The 18,524-nt window shown below is 62.2% G+C and carries 13 protein-coding genes; 6 read left to right on the top strand and 7 right to left on the bottom strand.

Annotated features, from left to right (window positions below):
• Positions 1–180: 180 nt before the first annotated feature.
• Together BGRAMDRAFT_RS06050 and BGRAMDRAFT_RS06045 are read left to right on the top strand one after the other, a co-directional pair.
• Positions 181–795 (top strand): DapH/DapD/GlmU-related protein, encoded by a 615-nt coding sequence (locus tag BGRAMDRAFT_RS06050; RefSeq protein WP_006047799.1) that lies wholly within the window; start codon positions 181–183, stop codon positions 793–795.
• A gap of 171 nt (positions 796–966) precedes the next feature.
• On the top strand, positions 967–2,700 hold the full coding sequence (locus BGRAMDRAFT_RS06045) for an FAD-dependent oxidoreductase (protein WP_006047798.1): 1,734 nt from the start codon (positions 967–969) through the stop codon (positions 2,698–2,700).
• 84 nt (positions 2,701–2,784) lie between these two features.
• Here BGRAMDRAFT_RS06045 and BGRAMDRAFT_RS06040 read toward each other — a convergent pair whose 3' ends face one another.
• A complete protein-coding gene (locus tag BGRAMDRAFT_RS06040; RefSeq protein ID WP_006047797.1) occupies positions 2,785–4,002 on the bottom strand; it encodes a glycosyltransferase in 1,218 nt (405 codons plus the stop codon).
• Positions 3,999–5,441: a hypothetical protein gene (locus tag BGRAMDRAFT_RS06035; RefSeq protein ID WP_006047796.1), complete on the bottom strand. Its 1,443-nt coding sequence runs from the start codon at positions 5,439–5,441 to the stop codon at positions 3,999–4,001. Before BGRAMDRAFT_RS06035 ends, BGRAMDRAFT_RS06040 begins: the two co-directional genes overlap by 4 nt.
• Before the next feature lie 281 nt (positions 5,442–5,722).
• Here BGRAMDRAFT_RS06035 and BGRAMDRAFT_RS06030 point away from each other — a divergent pair, with 281 nt between their 5' ends.
• Positions 5,723–6,871 carry an acyltransferase family protein gene (locus BGRAMDRAFT_RS06030; RefSeq protein WP_006047795.1) on the top strand — a complete coding sequence of 383 codons (1,149 nt, stop codon included), beginning with the start codon at positions 5,723–5,725 and terminating at the stop codon, positions 6,869–6,871.
• A gap of 81 nt (positions 6,872–6,952) precedes the next feature.
• Here the strand turns inward: BGRAMDRAFT_RS06030 and BGRAMDRAFT_RS06025 are convergent, their stop codons facing one another.
• The gene (locus BGRAMDRAFT_RS06025) at positions 6,953–8,155 is read right to left on the bottom strand and encodes a glycosyltransferase (protein WP_006047794.1); all 1,203 of its coding nucleotides are present in this window, start codon (positions 8,153–8,155) and stop codon (positions 6,953–6,955) included.
• 369 nt (positions 8,156–8,524) lie between these two features.
• Between BGRAMDRAFT_RS06025 and BGRAMDRAFT_RS06020 the strand changes: the two genes are divergently transcribed.
• Positions 8,525–9,778, top strand: a complete 1,254-nt coding sequence (locus BGRAMDRAFT_RS06020; RefSeq protein WP_006047793.1) for an oligosaccharide flippase family protein — start codon at positions 8,525–8,527, stop codon at positions 9,776–9,778.
• On the top strand, positions 9,778–10,851 hold the full coding sequence (locus tag BGRAMDRAFT_RS06015; protein WP_006047792.1) for a glycosyltransferase family 4 protein: 1,074 nt from the start codon (positions 9,778–9,780) through the stop codon (positions 10,849–10,851). Before BGRAMDRAFT_RS06020 ends, BGRAMDRAFT_RS06015 begins: the two co-directional genes overlap by 1 nt.
• Before the next feature lie 18 nt (positions 10,852–10,869).
• Here BGRAMDRAFT_RS06015 and BGRAMDRAFT_RS35270 read toward each other — a convergent pair whose 3' ends face one another.
• Positions 10,870–11,355 (bottom strand): hypothetical protein, encoded by a 486-nt coding sequence (locus tag BGRAMDRAFT_RS35270; protein WP_232292233.1) that lies wholly within the window; start codon positions 11,353–11,355, stop codon positions 10,870–10,872.
• Positions 11,356–12,075: 720 nt separating this feature from the next.
• On the bottom strand, positions 12,076–12,732 hold the full coding sequence (locus BGRAMDRAFT_RS06005; protein WP_006047789.1) for a hypothetical protein: 657 nt from the start codon (positions 12,730–12,732) through the stop codon (positions 12,076–12,078).
• Between the two features lie 1,024 nt (positions 12,733–13,756).
• Here BGRAMDRAFT_RS06005 and BGRAMDRAFT_RS06000 point away from each other — a divergent pair.
• Positions 13,757–16,027: a glycoside hydrolase family protein gene (locus tag BGRAMDRAFT_RS06000; protein ID WP_006047788.1), complete on the top strand. Its 2,271-nt coding sequence runs from the start codon at positions 13,757–13,759 to the stop codon at positions 16,025–16,027.
• 75 nt (positions 16,028–16,102) lie between these two features.
• Here the strand turns inward: BGRAMDRAFT_RS06000 and BGRAMDRAFT_RS05995 are convergent, their stop codons facing one another.
• Both BGRAMDRAFT_RS05995 and oxlT read right to left on the bottom strand, forming a co-directional pair.
• On the bottom strand, positions 16,103–16,735 hold the full coding sequence (locus BGRAMDRAFT_RS05995) for an FMN-binding negative transcriptional regulator (protein ID WP_006047787.1): 633 nt from the start codon (positions 16,733–16,735) through the stop codon (positions 16,103–16,105).
• A gap of 175 nt (positions 16,736–16,910) precedes the next feature.
• Positions 16,911–18,248: an oxalate/formate MFS antiporter gene (gene oxlT, locus BGRAMDRAFT_RS05990; RefSeq protein WP_006047786.1), complete on the bottom strand. Its 1,338-nt coding sequence runs from the start codon at positions 18,246–18,248 to the stop codon at positions 16,911–16,913.
• Positions 18,249–18,524 lie beyond the last annotated feature (276 nt).

Below are 18,524 nucleotides of genomic sequence, written 5' to 3'. Positions count from 1 at the left end.
TGGTCCCCGGGTTGATGCAGTCCAATGAAAACATCGTGCGCCAAAATCCATGCACGCAGCCGCCAAAACGCTTGCCTGCGCGGCCACGTAGTGAAGAAGAGCGAGTCTGCCAAAGACAGGCATCGAGATTAATTAGCATCCCTGTGCATAAACGCACGGCGCACGGTATGGAGAAGAATCATGGGCAATATCGCAGACGATCCGCGGCTCGCTTGTGCGCCGCCAACTGAAAGCGCCGGCGCGGAGCATCGCGTGATCGACCTGAGCCTCGCGGGCAAGGGCAATTATCGTGCGGGGCGCGGCGCGCTCGTCGAGCTCATATGGTTTGTGGTCGAGGCGTGCGTCATCAATAACAAGCTGCTGCCGCTCTCATCCGTGCGCGTCGCGTTGCTGCGTCTGTTCGGCGCGCGGATCGGTACTGGCTGCCGCTTCGTGCATCCATTGCGGGTGAAGGCGCCGTGGAATCTCGAAGTGGGCGACAAGTGCTGGTTCGGCGTCGACGTATGGATTTATAACCAGGCACCGATTCGCATCGGCTCCAATGTTTGCATTTCTCAGGGAACGTTCCTGACAGCCGGCTCGCACGATATGAGCACCACGATGGACTTGCGCGTCGCGCCGATCGTGATCGAGGACGGCGTGTGGATCACGTCTAAATGCGTCGTGCAAATGGGCGTGACGATAGGCCGCTCGGCGGTCGTCACACCGCTCTCTGTCGTGCATCGCTCGCTCGAAGCCGGGGGCGTATACGGCGGGAACCCGTGTCGTTTTTTGCGGAAGCGTTTTCTTCCGTGACCTGAAGCACAGAAATAGATCCGCAGCTTTTATACGCTGAGGAGACCGATGTCGTGGCAACCGGACAATTGATGCATCCGGTCACGGCATAGGGGCGCGTTGCTTGCCGGCCATAGGCCCGCAAGCCGGCGACGCCTTAAAAAATCATGATGAAGAACACGGGAGCTGCGGATGTTCATCGATACTCGCAATGTCGAACAAAATACGGTCATCGAAACGACGGTCTGCATTATCGGGGGAGGCGTCGCGGGCATCACGCTCGCACGCGAAATGTCGGCCGCCGGGGTGGATACCTGCCTGCTGGAAAGCGGCGGGTTTGCGCCTGACGAAGAAACGCGCGACCTGTACCGCGGCGAAAACGCCGGACTGCCGTATCGATTCGCGGACGGCTCGCGCAGCCGCTATTTCGGCGGCAGCAGCAACTGCTGGGGCGGCTGGTGCCGTCCGCTCGATCCGTGGGACTTCGAGAAGCGCGACTGGATTCCGCATAGCGGCTGGCCATTCGGACTCGAAGAACTCGCGCCGTACTACGCGCGCACGCATGAATTGCTGAAGCTCGGTCCGCAGAACTTCGACCCCGCATACTGGGAGCGTGAGATTGGCCGCTCCGACGTGCGCCGTCTACCGCTTGGCACCGGCGACATGCGCGACACCGTTGCGCAGTTCAGCCCGCCGGTGCGCTTCGGCAAGGTGTATCGCGAGGAATTGGGGCGCTCCACGCGGGTGCGCGTCTTTCTGCACGCGAACGTCCTCAATATCGACGCCGATGCGCAAGGCACCACGATTACGCGCGTGCAGGTCGGCACGCTCAGCGGCCGTCGGATGACCGTGAAGGCGCGCATCTTCGTACTCGCTGCGGGCGGGATCGAGAACGCGCGACTGCTGCTCGCTTCGAACAATGTACATGCAGCAGGACTTGGGAACACTAACGATCTCGTGGGACGCTATTTCATGGACCATCCGCGAATGATGTGTGGAAAGGTTCGCTTCCGCCAGGGCGTCCCGCGTAACAAGCTCTACGACATCAAGTATCACTACCAGAATGCCGCGGTCTCGGCGCATGGCACGAAGATCTCCTCGCAGTTCGCGCCGAAGCGCGAAATGATGGAGCGCGAACAACTGCTCAATTCCCGCGTGTGGCTCTATTCGCGCTGGTACGGCGAGGCGAGTGCGGGCTCGGAGGCGCTGATTCGCTGCAAGGAAGCGCTGATGCTCAAGGACCAGCCCGGACGCAGGCTCACAGCCGACATCGCGACGATGGTCGCGCATCCGCTGCATACGGTCGGATACGGCCTCGCGCGCTTGCTGCAATGGCCCGCACTCATCACCGACGTCACGCTGCAGGCCATCGTCGAGGCAGTGCCGAATCCGGATAGCCGCGTGACGTTGTGCGCGGATAAGCGCGATCGTTTTGGCATGCCGCGCGTGAAGGTGGAGTGGCGTCTCGGCGACCAGGTGAAGCGCACGTTCGATAAAACATTCGCCGGATTCGCAAGAGAGTTGCAGATGGCCCGCTTCGCCGATGTCGAGCTCGACGCGCCGCTCGAAGGCCGGGCGTGGCCCGATAAGCTGGAAGGCACATGGCATCACATGGGCACGACACGCATGCACGATTCGCCGCGCGAAGGCGTGGTCGATCGCGATTGCAAGGTGCATGGCATCAGCAATCTGTATATCGGCGGCAGTTCGGTGTTTCCGACTGTCGGCGCAAACTTCCCGACCATTACGATTGCCGCGTTGTCGCTCAGGCTCGCCGGACATCTGGCGCGTCAGCTCGATGTGCCGCACGTCGTCGGCGCAACGCATGCGGAAGCGGAGAATAACGTAATCGCGCCGGCGCAGTCTCCGGTCGAGACGTTGCCTATCGCAGCGTCGACGTTGACGTCGTTGATGAAGGAACAATGAAGTAGAAGAGAAGGCGGCGCGGCCAACGCGCTGCCGCCGCTAACGCAAACGGCGCTCGAACGAGCGCCGTTTTTTTCGTGCAATTCAGCGGCTCGGCTGGCTCGCCTCGCGCAACCCGGCGAGCTTGTTGCGGTTCGCTTCGCTGTCGCGGCCGCCTCTCGTTTCCAGCAAACTCGTCAACGCACTCACCATGGTGTCGATGCGGAAACGCGCATGGAAAGTGCGCGCGGCTTGCACACGCATGGCTGCGCGTGCGGCGTCGTCGAGCTCGAGCCAGCGAATCAGGCTCTTCTCGGTTCCGTCGACTGTGTCGGTTGCTATCAGTCCCGCGCCGTCTTCTTCGATTTCGCGCCATACGTTGACCTTGTCGGAGATCAGCGCGGGCAGTCCGCAACCGAGTGCCTCGGCCACCGCGACGCCGAAGTTCTCCTGATGCGACGGCAAGGCGAACACGTCGCTCGCGTAAAAAGCGCCCCACTTGAGATCGCCTTGCAGCATGCCGGGCAGACTCAGGCGATGCGCGATTCCGGCGGCTTGCGCCTGAGCCCGCAGGCTCGCGGCCCAGCCGGTTTCGTCGGGCCCGGCAATCACGAGATGCAGCGCGTCGTCGCGTTGCGCGACGCGCGCGAATGCATCGATCAGAAGATCACAGCCTTTCTTCGCGTGCACTCTGCCGAGAAAGAGCACGATGCGTTTGCCGCGTGCGCCCGGCACGGCCTGTAAAAACGCTTCGCGCGCCGACGCTACGTCCACCTCGGGCACCGTGGTGCCGAACGGCACGATGCGCTCGCGCGCACGATAGAGCCAGAAGGATTGCCGTGCGCGCGTGCGCTCTTCTTCGGTCGTGAAGATCACCGCGCGCGCGTCGCGCAGCACGCGGTACTCCGCCCACGGCCAGTAAAGCCATTTCTTTAGATGCTTGAGCGGATACGCTTCCTTGAACCACGGATCGAGCATCCCGTGCGCGTACACGTAATACGGCACGTCGCTGTCGTGCAGCGCCTTCCATGTCGCGAAACCGTGGTATTGCCACAAGCCGTGCACGATGACGGCGTCAAAGCGCTTCGCGTGATTCGCGAGCCACGGCGCGAGATACGCGCTATAGCTATAGCGATTCGAAGTCGGGCCGAACGCATGAACGGGAAATGGGAAAGCCGCGAGATACGGATCGTCCGGCGCATCGCAAGTGGCCACTTCTATTTCATGGCCGGCTTCCTGCATCGCGATGCCGCTGCGGCGAACGCCTTCAACGGGACCGCCCGCGCGCGGATCGACGCTTGCAAGCACGTGGAGGATTTTCATCGCGCAATGTCCGGTCGGTTGGAACCCGGCAGTTGTGCCGTGTGCGACATGCCGAGGGTGCCGGCGAGATCCGGGCGGCCCATGCCAGGCTGAATGCGGCCCGGCAAGTCCGGCATCGCGGCGGGCCGCATACGCCGGGCGCTACGCACGCGATTCGCGCGTGCGGGCAGCGCGAGCTGCAAACGCGTATAAGTGGCGATCATCAGACCGAGTCCAATGCCGAATACCAGACCCGAAAAGCGCGGGCCGAGAGGATTGCCGCCAATCGACGTCGCCGGCAATGCGGCAAACAGCATGATCGCGCGTCCGAATACCGGCAGCATCGGCGCATTGGGTACGACCTTGCGCCAGTAGCGATAGGCGAAGAAACACACCGCGAGCGCGCCGAGCGTGGCAAGCGGCATCGCGATGCCGAATACGAGTCCGCCCGCAAACAACTGATAGACCCAGAAGTTGTGACCCGCGGCCCATTCGTTGATCGCGTAAAAGTCCTGCTTGCTGAACTGGCCCGCAAGGTCCGGCAAATAGACCGGCGAATAGCGGTAGTAGTGCCCGTAGCCCGCGCCGAATAGAAGCGTTTCCGGCGACGCACTCACCTGGTCGTACTGATCGCGCATTTCGGCGAGACGCGTGATGGTGGTCGGGTCCTTGCCGGAGACAGTTGCTTCCGAGAAGAATATGCGCTGCGTCCAGTGTTCCGCGACATTCGGAACGGCCAGTGCCGCAATGCCCGCCACGCCCGCCAGCACCGAGGCGACCACGACACCGCGACCGACGGCGCGCCAGATTTGCCGCACCGACGGTGCGCTGAGCGCCATCGCGATCAGGAACAACAGCACGGTGCCGACCAGAAGGCTGCGCGTGACGCTCAGCAATTCGACGATCACCGTGCCCGCGAATACGGCCACCGTGTATAGCGAATAGCGTTTGGCGACAACGAACTCATGCAGCAGCACGCCTTGCAGTCCGAGCAGCGTCACGGAGATGATGCGAAAGCGCACCTCCTCGAGACCGCCGCCCGTTGCAATGCCGTAGACAAACGTGAATACAAGGCTAATCACATTGCCGAGGAACAGTGCTTTTTCGAATTGAGCGATTCGATGCTCGCTCCACGGCCGGCACGCGACCAGGTAGCCGAGCAGAAACAGGATGAACGGCAATAGCACGCGCAAATAATTGCCGCTGTCGTTGTCCTGAATCAGTTGCGCGACGACGCTGCCGAACACGCACAACAGCATGCTTGCGGTGACGACCGAGCGTAGCGGAGAGCGCTCGTGAAAGCGCGGTGCGATCAGCAGAAGGGCGAGCCCTGCCGCCATTGCTGGAATGACAAAGATGAACTGGGCGAAGTGCCCGGTGCTTGCGTTGGTGGCCTTATAGTCCAGTGCAAGCGGTAAAAGAAAAATCCATATCCATGGCGTTGCATACTGATGGCGCATTCTTGTTTCCTCCCCGTCGCCGTCATTTGCCGTCGTCTAAGCGGACGGTCTCGCGTCGGGTCATTGTGCGCGCAACCTTATGCTTGTGCGCGTCGCCAATGCGGTTCGTCTCCGGCTGCCTGGATTCTGGCGACAGTGGAAAGGGCTATGCCTGCAAGACGCACGCAAGCTGGCCGATGTTGTCGCTGAATGCCTTGATCTTGGCGCTCATACCTGCTTCCCGCCACCCATGATGCAAACAGGACAATGCGGCCGATAAAACGGAAAAAGGGGAAAACAGCATGAAGCTATTTGGCGGGACGGGACCCGCGAAAGCCAGACGGGCGATCGAACTCGACTTCGTTCGCGGCATCGCCATTATTGCGGTAATGGGCTTTCACTTTCGTACTGTTCACACCAGTAATGTTCTGCTCCAGATTATCGAGTACCCGCTAAAGAGCTTTGGGCGAGAGGGCGTCAATCTCTTCTTTACCTTGAGCGGCTTTCTGGTGGGCGGACTGCTGCTGCGGCAATACGCCGAAACAGGCCACGTCGACGCACGGCGCTTCATTGTGCGACGCATGTTCCGCATCTGGCCCGCGTATTACGTGCTGATCATATTTCACATGCTCGCCGGGCGGCATCCGTGGAATACATTTCTTTTCCAGAACCTCACGCATCTTCAGAACTATTTCGGCACGTCGATCACGCAGACCTGGAGTCTCGCGGTGGAAGAACATTTCTATCTCGTGCTGCCGGCGCTTTTATTGCTTTTTTCCCGCTTGCGGCTCGGCGCGTGGACGATTATCGGCGTACTGTCGGGCATCTGTGCGGTAACGCTCATAGCGCGTTGTTTTGCAGTTGCGGATGGGGATTTGCAAGGCGCATTCGCATACACGCAGTACCGTATCGACAGTTTACTGATCGGCGTGATTCTCTCGGCCATCTACTGGATGAAGCCCGGCATCTATCATCAGATCGCGAAGCGCAAGTGGCTGTTGGTCGGCTGCGTCGGGCTGCTGTGCGCATGGCTCGCGTTGGCCACGAAACATATCGCGCTCGACGAAAGCATCGGCTACACGATTCAGGCACTCGGCTTTGCCGCGCTCATCGTCTTCGTTCTGGAGTACTCGGGGTCGCTGCGGACGACGTGGATTTATCGCGGCGTCGCGTGGGTCGGTCTTTATTCGTACGGTATTTACTTGTGGCACTCGCTCGCGCTTGCGCCGGGCGAGATGCTGATTCGCAAGGCGACTGCGCTTGGCTTCGCGCCGAGCATCATCTGGATCGTGGCGCTTTCCGCGCAGTTCGTCATTGCGATCGGGATCGGCTATGTGACCACGCGCGCAATCGAGTATCCGTTCATGCTGATGCGCAATGCGCTGTTCCCGGAAAAGCGCAGCAGCTCGGTGCGCGAGGAAGTGCCGGTGGCAGGCGGGCAGTTGTCCTGAAAGCGCGGGCTTATTCATGACGTGCGCCGGCTTTTAAGCCGGCGCATCACGTCACGTCAGGTCACGCTGAGAGCTTTTGAATCACGCCATCTGCTGCAGCAAAGTGTGTTTGAATTCGCCGAGCGTGTTTTGCGACAGAAGATTGTCGCGCGGGGCCGCAGCCGAATGTTCGTGCGGCCACGAGGTCAACGTTTCGGTAATGGCTTTCCCGATCGACGCCGAACTCAAGTCGCTCAGAATCGGTCCCAATTCGCAGCGTCTGCTGAACCAGCCGATCAAACCGTCTTCCGTTGCGATCACCGGCTTGCCAAAGCGGTATGCCTGCACGAGCACGCCGCTCATGCCGTAGTGACCTTTGTAGCCGAGCCATACCGCATCGCATGCGGAAAACAGATCGCGCTCCATGTCGTTGGAAATAAACGAGTCGAGCACGACCGGCGCGGGCGTGAGACTGCGCACATGGTTGCGCATGAAGTGGCGTGTGCCTGCATCCTGCTCGCCCGCGACAATCAACGTCGGCGCGTGTTCGAGGCGCGTCATTGCGTGGACGAGTTCGTAAATGCCCTTGCGTTCGGTAATCGCGCCATAGACGAGCAGATAGCGCTGCCCGGGGTCGAGGCCGAGTCGCTCGCGCGCAAGCGCGGGATCTTCCGCGCGCTCGTCGGGGAACGGGTCGGCCACATAAGCGACCTTCGCACTGCCTTTCGATACGTGGTGCGCCGCCCATTCGGGCAAGGTCGGATCGATGCTCAACAACGTGCGCAGACCCGGCGTGCGAACCGCACGCCTGAACAGTTGCGCCTTGATCGCGTTGACGAGCGGACGATCGGGCGCCTTGATGCCGACCTTGTGATGATGAAACGTCGAGCGCATCGTGATGCCGATCCACGGTGTCTTGCCGAACGGTGAGCCGAGAAAGGGCAGGCCATTGAAGAAGTAATCGGCATACGGCACGACGACAAGCCGGATCGATTGCGCGCGGCTGAGAATGCGATACGCGCGTTCGAAGTAGTGATGAAAGCGCCAGTACTGATTGCGTTCCCGCAAACGGTGCGTGCGGCTTTCTTCCGGATCGACGAATGCAATCTGCTGGTCGGCGCGATTTGCAGCGGTAATCTGCCGCGCGAGCCGATGATCTTCATTCGCGCATTCGGTGACGAGGATGCATGGATAGCCGGCCTCCGCGCACGCCTGCATGATCCACTCCGCGTAGCGCCAGCGATGACCGGTGAGATTCGGCTCAACGATCAGGACAAAGTCAGGTTCGATCACGTCGGTAGGCATAGGCGGGAGTCAACATGCATGGGTTGGGGAATTGCATCAGTGCAAGCGGCATGGACGAAACGACGCGCGCCGCGGGCTCTGCGATGCAATCAGATGAATAACGTTAGCACTGCCAGCAACCGCAAAACTGCCTGATTCGCGCGTTGTGTGGGTAAACGTACTACCACGCAAGGGCCGCGGCTGAAGCGGCCTGGTTGATGGCGGTTGACGGCGAATCTCTCGCGGTAAGGTCATGCTTACGGTTCCAGATGAACCATTGCCAGCTTGCTGGCGCGACCAATTCAATCCAATCCGGCGCGGCGGTGTTCACAGCGAGTCATGACGCGCTGCTAACCGCTCTACAGCGCTGCAATTCGACGGAGAACCAGCTTGCGGGCGATCAGGCTTCCCGCGCTCTCGATAGCGAGCAGCTTCGGCGCGAGCGCGGCGACATGGGTGTTGTTACAACAGTTCGCGGTGCGGGGACTGGTGGCGATCAAGTTTCTGGCGATTGGCCGCATGCTCGGACCGGCGGCAATCGGCAGCGTCAGCGTGGCCTTGCTTGCGGTTGCGATTGCCGAGGCGTTGTCCGACACGGGACTCGCGCAAGCGGTGATTCAGGGCGAGCATGCGCCGACGCGCCCGCAGCTCAGCGCTGTATGGACGACGCTGACGGCGCGCGGCGTGTTGATTTCGTTGCTGCTGGTTGCGTCGGCGCCGTTGTTATCGAGTCAGTTTCATCTCGACGGATCGCTCGTGCTGATTCAACTCGCTGCGTTGCTGCCGCTGTTGCGCGGGCTTGCATCGCCGGCTTATTACGTGGTGCAGCGCGAGCGGCGCTTTCAGCATATAGCGGGAGTCGAGGTGGCGGCCGCGTTTGTCGATTGTTCCGTCGGGCTCACGCTCGCTTATCTCGGCGCGGGCGCGGCGTCGGTGCTGATCGGCCTCGTTGCCGGAGAAACGTTGAAGAGCGTGCTGACGTGGGCCACCATGACGCCGCGCCCGCCGGTGCGCGCGGTGTGGTCGGGCATCGGCCAGTATGTCGGTTTCAGCCGATGGATCTGGGCAAGCAGCGTCATCAACCTGCTGCTGAATCAGTTCGACAAGGTGGTGGTCGGCAAACTGCTCGGGCCGACGCAACTCGGCGGCTATCAAATGTCGTCGCGCCTCGCGCAGATGCTGCTCGCCGATGCGGCGATCGCGATGTCGCAGTACCTGTTTCCGACTTTTGCCGCGCATCATCGGCGCAATGCGCAGGCGGCTTCCAGGCTCATCAGGATCTATCTGCTTGTGGCCGCCGTTGGGCTTGCTGCATTTGTCGAACTGCTGCGGCTCATTGCCGAGCCGATGTTCTCGTTGATTCTCGGCGCAGCCTGGCTGCCGGCAGTGCCGCTCTTCAGGATACTGGTCATCAATATGGCAATCGGTGCGTTGATCGCGGTACTCGTGTCGTATCTGCGCGCAGTCGGCGATGCGAAGGCCACCGTGCATGCGTCCGCGATTCAGGTGGTGGTGCTGCTCGTCAGCGCGCCGCTCGCGGTGCGCTGGTGGGGCGTGACCGGCATTGCATGGTCGATGACGCTGGGCCTCGGCTGCGCCGCGGCGTGGATGCTCTACAGAACCTTGAAGGCAAGGACGGCATGATGCGTGTCTTCCACCTCGTACTGGCGCCGCGTTTGTCGGGCGCCGAAGTGCTCGCGAAAGATCTCGCGATCGATCAGTGCTCCGAAGGAATGGCGGTGTGCATGGCGTCGTTGTTGCCCGCGCATGCCGATTTCGCGTCGCTCGCCGATGAATTGCATGCGCACGGCGTGGAGTGCTGGTTTCCGCCGAAGCGGCACCACGCGCTCGGCAAGCTGTGGAATCTGTTCGTCGCGGTGCGGCGGTTTCGGCCCGACGTCATCTTCGCGCATGCGACGATTCCGTCGTTCTACGCGCGCGCGTTGCCGCTCGGCGCGCCGGTCGTCTACGTGATGCATTCCGCGACCAATGACTTCGAGCGGCCGCTCTTCAGGCGCGTCGAGCATGTGCTGTCCGGCCGCGCGCGCGTCGTGATCGGCGTCTCGCAGCAAGGCGTGATGGACTATGTCCAGGCAATCGGCGTGCATCCGTCGATGACGGTCGTGCCGAACGGCGTCGACCTTGCGCGCTTCGCATTCACCGACGGTGGCGAGCGCGTGAGCAGCGTGCCGCAAATCGTGCAGATCGGCCGATATGCGTCGGTAAAAAATCAACTGCTTACCGTGCGGGCTTTTAGCGAAGTACTGACGCGGATCGAAGACGCACGACTCGTGCTCTATGGCGTGGTCGAGGACCCTGACTATCAGCGCGCGGTGGTTGCGCTTGCAACGGAGCTGGGCATCGGGGAGCGCGTCGTCGTGGCCGGTCCGCGCAGCGACGTCGCGACGGTGCTGTCGGAATCGAGCGTGTTCGTGATGCCGTCGCGCTCGGAAGGACATAGCGTGGCGTTTCTCGAGGCGTTGGCTTCGGGCGTGCCGATCGTCGCGAGCAGGATACCGGCGTTCGCATTCGCGAATAGTTTTCCTGGCGTGCAACTCGTCGACACCGACGACATTCGTTGTTACGCCGACGCGATCGTCATGGCGTTAAGCCAGGAGCGCGTGCAAAGATCGCTCGTGGGACTCACGCTGAGAGACACGGCCGAGCGATACCGCGCGATTGCACGGCAGGTGTGCCCGGCGGTATCGGCGCGTTAGGCGCTCAGCGTCGCGCGTTCAGTGATGAGCGTTGATGTCGCGTGTATCGGGCGCAGGGCTCGGCTCGGATTCCACCGCTTGCACGCTTGCGAGCGCCGACTCCTGCATCGCCAGTGTCACGAGATGCCGCGCTTCCCTGCTGCTCGAATCGATCTCCAACGCGCTGCCCGCATTGCGCGACACGCAGTCCCAACGCGCGATATAGCCGCAGCCGCGCGCGAGACTCAGCAGTGCGTCGCGCTGCTGTTCGCGCGTGTTGATGGCGGCGCGCAGGTTCTGCGCTTCACGGCTTTGAGGCTGCACCACCATGGCTGCGGCGACGCGCACCTTCGTCGCCGAGAGATTGTTGTTCTGCAGGCTCGCGCGCGCGGCGCGCAGATGCCGTGACAGATCGGCGCGTGCTTTTTCTTCCGCGGTGAGCGGAGGCGGGGCGCTGGGGACGGGTTTCGGTTGTGCGGAGGCGATTGCTATGGTCGTAGCTGCGGGCGTTGCGGCAGTTGACACGACTGGAGCCGCAGACGCGGCGCGACGCGCGGCGAGTGAGGGCGAGGCGGACGGCGACGCTGGTGCTCGCGATGCCGTGGACGACGACACGGGCAACGACCTTGGCGATGCAGCCGCCACTGCCACCGACGGCGTGGGCGCCGGCTCTCCACGCGGCGCAGCGACTTCGGCAGCCGAACGCACTGAAGATACCGGAGTAGGGCGCTCGACGGCTCCGATAGCCGGCACGACACTCGGTCTCTTAACAGCACCCGACACAGCGACAGGTTCCCCTTCGACACCCTCATCGCTACTGTGTATGAAGCCCGCATACACCGCCGACGCGACGACCAGCGCCGACGCGGCAAGCACGAGCGGCTCGCGCAGTCGCCGATAAGCGCTCTGGACCACGACCGCTTCTTCGATCGTCGCATACGGATTCGCCAGCGCACGCGACGGACTCCACACTCTGCGAGCCGGAAGCCGCCTTGGCGGCAGCGGGCGAGTTTCGTTGAGCCGCACGGTCAGAGTCGGCACCATCGCACCGTACGAAGGAGTGCTGCGCGCACGGCATGACGCGCAAGGCATCATGCGGTTGGCGAGCGGTGCTCCACATTGTTCGCATCCCGAAGTATTGATCTGGTCTGTATTCATGTCGTTATCGATGGCGAGGTTGCGGGCGTCGGATTCGCTTGCGGCAGCCGGTGCGCGGCCACCGCCAGTCATGCTTGCAGCGGACGCTTACTGGGCGACGACGTAACCGCGCGCCTGCATGCACGCGCCGTAGGCGGCCCAGTAGCGCGTCATGGGCGGCTCGGGCGCGGGCAGAGGCGGCAAGGCGGCCATGCCGGGTTGCGAGGCGCCCGGCGCGCTTGCCGTGGTAGCGGGCTCGGAGGCGCCTTTGTCCGCGATTGCCGCCGATGCCGACGCCGGCGCAGTCGCTGATGCTGCGTGCCCGGCATTCGCGGTCGCCGTCGCGGTCGCGCTGGGCGCTTCGCTCGCCGGAGCCGCGGGTGTCGCGGAAGCCGCATTGCTTGCGGCGGCGGCCGTTGCCGTACCGGGCTTCGCAGCGGAAGCCGCAGTGGGTGCTGCTGGCTCCATGCCGTCGGGAATCGCGGTGCCGGGTGGCGTCGCGGAAAAAGTACTGGGAGGCAACGGCGGACGCGATGGCGCGCCCGTCGACGATGTTTTGGTCCCAGCCGGCTTCGGCGGCGGCGTCTGGGCTTCGTGCGCCATGTTGACTTTGGTTTGCTTGTTTGCAGTCGCGTAACACATCGCGCTGTCGACGCTGCGTTGATACGCGCTTTGACTTCGAATCGGATAGATGACCGGCTGCCACGCGAAGGCCGCGTTGCTAACCGCCATCAAGGTCATCAAGGTATAGGTTTTGTATCCCATCGCAGTCGCTCCCGCAGCGATGTTGAGCCGTTCGCCGGCAATTGCGCTTCGCGGTGCGTTCTGGTTGCGTGGATCTCGCCGCACAAACGGCGGTTCACTGCCGCGAAGGCTGCTTTCCTCAGCGTACCACTGTGGTGCGCGAGGTCAGTGCGTTGCATAACGCGCGAAAACGCCATGGTGCAGTCCAATCAGGACATGCGCCGTGGGGTTCGCATGTGTTTGACGCCCTTCATAAAAGCATAGTGCAAGTAGAACGATGCGTGGCACGCGGCGTTCGCGCGGGCACTCAGTGGCGAAGTATTGCCGATGTACCGGCGAAGTAGTGGCGGAAAGCGGCGTGCGCGGCGCGCTATCGCCGTCCCCAATTCGCCTATCCGCCGACGATTACAGGTTTTACCTTTTCGCCGCGATCGCGAGGCAGGCTTTTCGCAGAGCCGCGCATTTGCGAAAGTCCGGCCTCAGCATCGGGAGCAGGGGCAGGATCGCTACTTATCGGCCCGTGAGCGCACTTCGTTGCAGTTTTGAAACGTTTATAATTCTTCCGCCAGCGCACCCGTAAGTACTACCTGTGGCGCGCGGATCGCGGTGAGTCTCAGCAAGATTTCCATCCCGGTGCCCTTGCGGTGCCGCGCAGTACTGGTAACAACGACGCCGGCCAGCATGCCTGCGTTCTTCTTACCGCTCGCTTGACGTCTGTCGCCGGGTGTGTCGCGCGTGACAGACGGTGTGTCCAACCAACAGCATTGATCGATGACGGGAAAACAACTGGCTTTCATTGTCAGTTAGCCATCCTAATGGTTGGAAGCACAACGAAAGACAAACGGTTCTGGTGGTCCTGTTTTCTAAATGAGCGCGTAAGACATAGCCGCGCTGGTCTTCGCTCGTCCCGCGTTTGACACGTTCAGACGGACCGCATTGCGTCCGGGGGGACGCTTTTTCTTTTTATCCGACAAGACAAAGACGGCACGGCCAGTCCGATGCCGTTCCATTTTCGGGGATAACTCTTCTTCGCAAGACAGGGACAATGGTTAGATATTCGAGGTTGATTGGGATCGCGGCGACAACGGCGCTGGCATCCTTTGGTGTGCAAAACGCACAAGCGCAAGCCAGCACGGTTACCGTCGCGGGTCAGCAATACAAGCTGTGCGCGCAGGAGAACGGCAAGTGCTCGTTCCTCGGCACGGCTTCGGTCGTATTCGGTGCGGTGCCGCCCAATGCGCCGTCGACGATGCTGACGAGTCCCCGCACGTTCAGCAATGGCGTGGGTTGCTATATGGGCGCCGTTTCGCCAACTGATCCGGCGTATGGCTATGACAAGGCTTGCTGGATGCGGGCGGCCGCTGCGCCTGCACCGGCACCCGCACCCGCGCCAGCACCGGCGCCTGCACCTACACCCGCGCCTGCACCTACGCCCGCACCCGCACCTACGCCTGCGCCCGCTCCGGCACCTGCACCTGCGCCAACACCAACCCCCACCCCAACCCCCACCCCCACACCGACGCAATCCGTCGCAACGAGCGCAGCGATCTCCTGCGGCACGCCGGCCCAAACCGCGGGCGGCACCGCCAACGGCATCATCAGCGCCGATACGCCGACCAGCGATGGTCTGCGCGTCTTCCCGAACAACGCCGCGTTCAAGATCGCCATCACGACGAACGCGCCGGGCGCCGACACGGTCGTCTGGTCCGTCGCGGATTCGAATGGCGCGATCAAGACGCAGGGCAGCTTCCCGGTTAGCTCAGGCGTGCAGACCAACACCCTGTCGTGCAAGTCGACGTGGGCCGGCTACGGCGCGCTGACTGCAACGTTGCGCTCCGCGGGCGGCACCCTGCCGAAAAGCGGCACCCGGCCAACTGGCATTGCAACCTTCGGCGTGCTGCCTGACCTGAGTTCGGCGATCGGCACGGTGGCCTACGCGCATCAGGACCAGCATCGCTTCGGCATGCAGGGCTTCAACGGCAACATCGCGGCGCTGCGTGCGCTCGGCATTTCGTGGACGATCGACGACCGCCAGGTATCGACGATGGAACCCAACGGGCCGTACACGTACACGCCGAGCGTGAACGATCTCGATCCTTTCTATAAGGCCAATCCCGATCAGATGCGTATCGTGCGTCTCGACGGCCTGCCCGCATGGGATTCGAAGACCGGCCAGTTCAACGACAGCTATTACGCGCCGTCGAACATGACCGAGTTCAAGGACTTCATGGCGCGCGTCGGGACCAACACGAGTTCGATCCGGTCTGCAAACTATCCGAATCAGCAGAAGAACTACTACCAGGTGACGTGGGAGCCGAGCCTCGGCTGGGCCGACAGCGACGCGAACTTCGTCGCTATGTACAAGGCCGCTTACGAAGGCATCCACTCGACCGATCCGAACGCGGTCGTGATGGGCACGGGCAACCCGTTCGCCGCCAATTGCGATACCTGCACGACCGGCTATCTGAAGAAGTTCGGCGCGCTCGGCTTGTGGAATTACATCGACGCGGTGTCGACGCACGGCTACTGGAATGCGGGCACGTATCCGGCACATCCGCCCGAGTTGCAGGACGCCGATCCGGATGCCGCGAACCAGGCCAATGCGCTCGACAATCAGATGGCGCAACTGCGTTCGGTGATGCAGGCGGGCAAGCCCAACATGAAGCTCTTCTTCACGGAAGCGGGCACGAGCTACGATCCGGGCCTCAGTTATGGCCCGAACGTGCCGTCGCAAAACCAGTTGTTTGCTCATGCGGCAGTCGGCGTGCGCTCGCACATCATCGTGCTCGGCGGCGGCGCGCAAGTGACCACGCTCTTTTACGGTCCCGACTATCCGGGCGAAGTCGGATACGGCTCTTTCTTCGATCTGAACAACGCGCAGGGTGCATTCGGCGCGACGAACCTCTCGCCGAAACCCGAGGCAATGGCGTTTGCGACGATGACGCGCGTTCTCGACGGCACCAATACGCTGGGCCGTGTGAAGGGCGCGCCGTCAGGTACGTTCGCGTACGCGTTCCAGCAGCTGGGCAACGGCAAGGTGGTGACGGCCGCGTGGGCGCACAGCAATGCGCAATGGCCGACGAGCGGCGGCGTGTACAGCCAGACGTATTCGACGAGCTATACGCTGCAGGTCGACAATGCCGGCACGTCGGGCAACGTGACGAAGATCGATGGATACGGGAACGTCAGCACGGTTCCGTATAGCAACGGTTCAGTGACGCTGACCCTTACCGAAGTGCCGCAGTACATTGTGTCCAGCAACGCGACCGTGGCGAAGAACAACTCGACGGTTCCGCTCGGCTACACGGGGCAATAAGCGCTCGTGTAATAACCTGCCGACGCCCCTCCGGAATCAAGCAAGTGTCCGGAGGGTGCCGCCACGCAGGCAGCGTTATGGCTTCTCTGCAAGGCACGCGAGCATCTGATCGCCGATCCGGTTCTCGCGTGCCTTCAATGTTTCTCCGGCGCCCTGAATATCGCGCGCGTCCTTGTTCTGGCTGAGCTTGCTCTTGCCGATGAGCCGCGTGATCTTGATCTCCACGCCGACAATCGCTTTGAGCATTGCGTCGATGTATTCGGCCGGCGCGTCACCCATCTTCCACGGCTGCGTTTCGCCTGCTTCATGCGTACGCGTGAGGCGCGCCACGACGCCGCGCACGTACTTTTCATCGTCGCGAATCGTGATGCGCCCATGCGCGTGCACGACGACGTAGTTCCATGTCGGCACCTGTCTGTGCGCTTCGTGCTTGCTCGGATACCAGGTCGGCGAAACATACGCGTCGCCGGCGCGGAACACGACCAGCGTTTCGTCGCCATTGGCCACGTCCTGCCAAAGCGGGTTATTGCGCGCCACGTGAGCGTGCAGCACGCCGAACTCACCTTCGTTGGATGCCAACTCGAACGGAATGTGATTCGCGTCGAGGCCGTTCGCGCCGTGAGTAATCAGCGTGCCGAACGGATTCTGCGCGATGAGCGTGTGCAGCACGTCTTTGCGTGCTTCGTTGAAATGGGCTGGGACGTACATGATTGCTCCGTTGAGTTCGTGCACGCAGTGTGCGCCGAAACGGGTCAATCCTGAAGAGCCAGCTTCCGTCGACTTTATTGGGCCAGAAGCTTGGGCCAGAAACTTGGGCCAAGAGCGGCGGCGCGCGCCGTTACCGACGCGCGCGATGCCGCCCGTGCGTTCGATACAACTTCCGTCAACCGCCATCGGCAGACACACGCGCCGATTCGCTGATCAATGAGCCGCCGCTATAAACGCTTTCCGTCGCAGGGCTCGCGTGCCGCGCGGCATGCGCGCGGCGCATCGGCTTGAGCACGAATAGCGCGAGCAGCGCGGCTGCGGCCGCCATGCCCGATGCAAGCATGAAGACCGCATGCCAGTTGCCGGTTGCCGCGGTGATCACGCTCGTGAACGGCACCAGCAATGCGGCCGTGCCCTTCGCGGTGTACAACAGCCCTGCGTTGGTGGCGGCGAATTTCGGGCCGTACGTATCGCCGCAGGTCGCGGGGAACAGGCTGTAAATTTCGCCCCATGCAAAGAACACGATGCCGGTCAGCACGACGAACGCGACCGGACTCTGCCCGTATTTCGACAGCGCGAGAATGCCGACCGCTTCGATCGCGAACGCAAGAAACATCGTGTTTTCGCGGCCGATGCGATCCGAGATCCAGCCGAAGAACGGCCGCGTCAGACCGTTCAATACGCGGTCGATCGTCAATGCAAACGTCAGCGCCGGCAGGGTCAGGCCGAGCAACGAAACGGGCGAATCGTGCAGGCCGAAGTCTTTTGCAATCGGCCCGAGTTGCGCGGTCGCCATCAGACCGCCTGCGGCCATCATCACGAACATCAGGTACATCACCCAGAATATTGGCGAGCTCACCACTTCGCGCGGCGTCGCGTTATAGACGACGCGCTTGAGGGCGCTCTTCGCCGACGCGAGCAGACTGGCCGGCGGCGCGAGCAGCGCAAGCCCGAGCGCGACTACAATGATTCCCTGGCCGAGACCGAACCACAGGAAAGTCGCTTCATAGCCGCTGCTTTTGATCATGTTCGAAATCGGAATGACGGTCGCCGCCGATCCCGCGCCGAAGCCCGCTGCGGTGATCCCCGCAGCGAGGCCGCGGCGGTTTGGAAACCACTTCAGCGCGTTGCCGACGCAAGTGCCGTAGACCGCGCCCGCGCCCACGCCGCCGATCGCCGCGGCAATGTAAAGCACGGGCAGCGATCCGGCGACCGAGTTGAGCGCCCACGCGATCGCGCACAGCAGGCCGCCTCCGACCACCACCGGACGCGGCCCGTATTTGTCGACGAGATAGCCTTCAACCGGCACGAGCCATGTTTCGGTCACGACGAAGATCGTGAACGCGACCTGGATCGCGGCACGGCCCCATTGGTATTTTTCGTTGATCGGATTGACGAACAAAGTCCAGCCGTACTGCATGTTGGCAATCATCGCCATGCAGATGACGCCGAACACGAGTTGCACCCACGGTGACGCTACCCACGACGCTCCCTTCTGGTGATCCGTTTCCATCGCTGTCTCCTTTGACATGCCTTGTCTTGTGATTGCGGGCGCCACGCTCCGCGGACAACCGTTGGACGTCTTTAACGCGTCTTGAAGTCGGTGGTCGAATCGATACAGTATGTGATATATCAAGTAAGTCAAGCGAAAGAAACCCGACGTTCTGACGACGTCTTTTGTGATAAGAAAGGAAAACGAAGGAATGCTGCCGACTCATTCGAAAGAGTCAAAAAAAGCCCGCCGGCAAGGCCGGCGGGCTGAGGGCAGGCAGTGAGACAAGGCTGTTCA

It is taken from the genome of Paraburkholderia graminis C4D1M, assembly GCF_000172415.1.
GTDB classification, from domain to species: domain Bacteria; phylum Pseudomonadota; class Gammaproteobacteria; order Burkholderiales; family Burkholderiaceae; genus Paraburkholderia; species Paraburkholderia graminis.
Note: the sequence above shows the minus strand (reverse complement) of the source record. Positions and strands in the feature narration are given on the sequence as shown.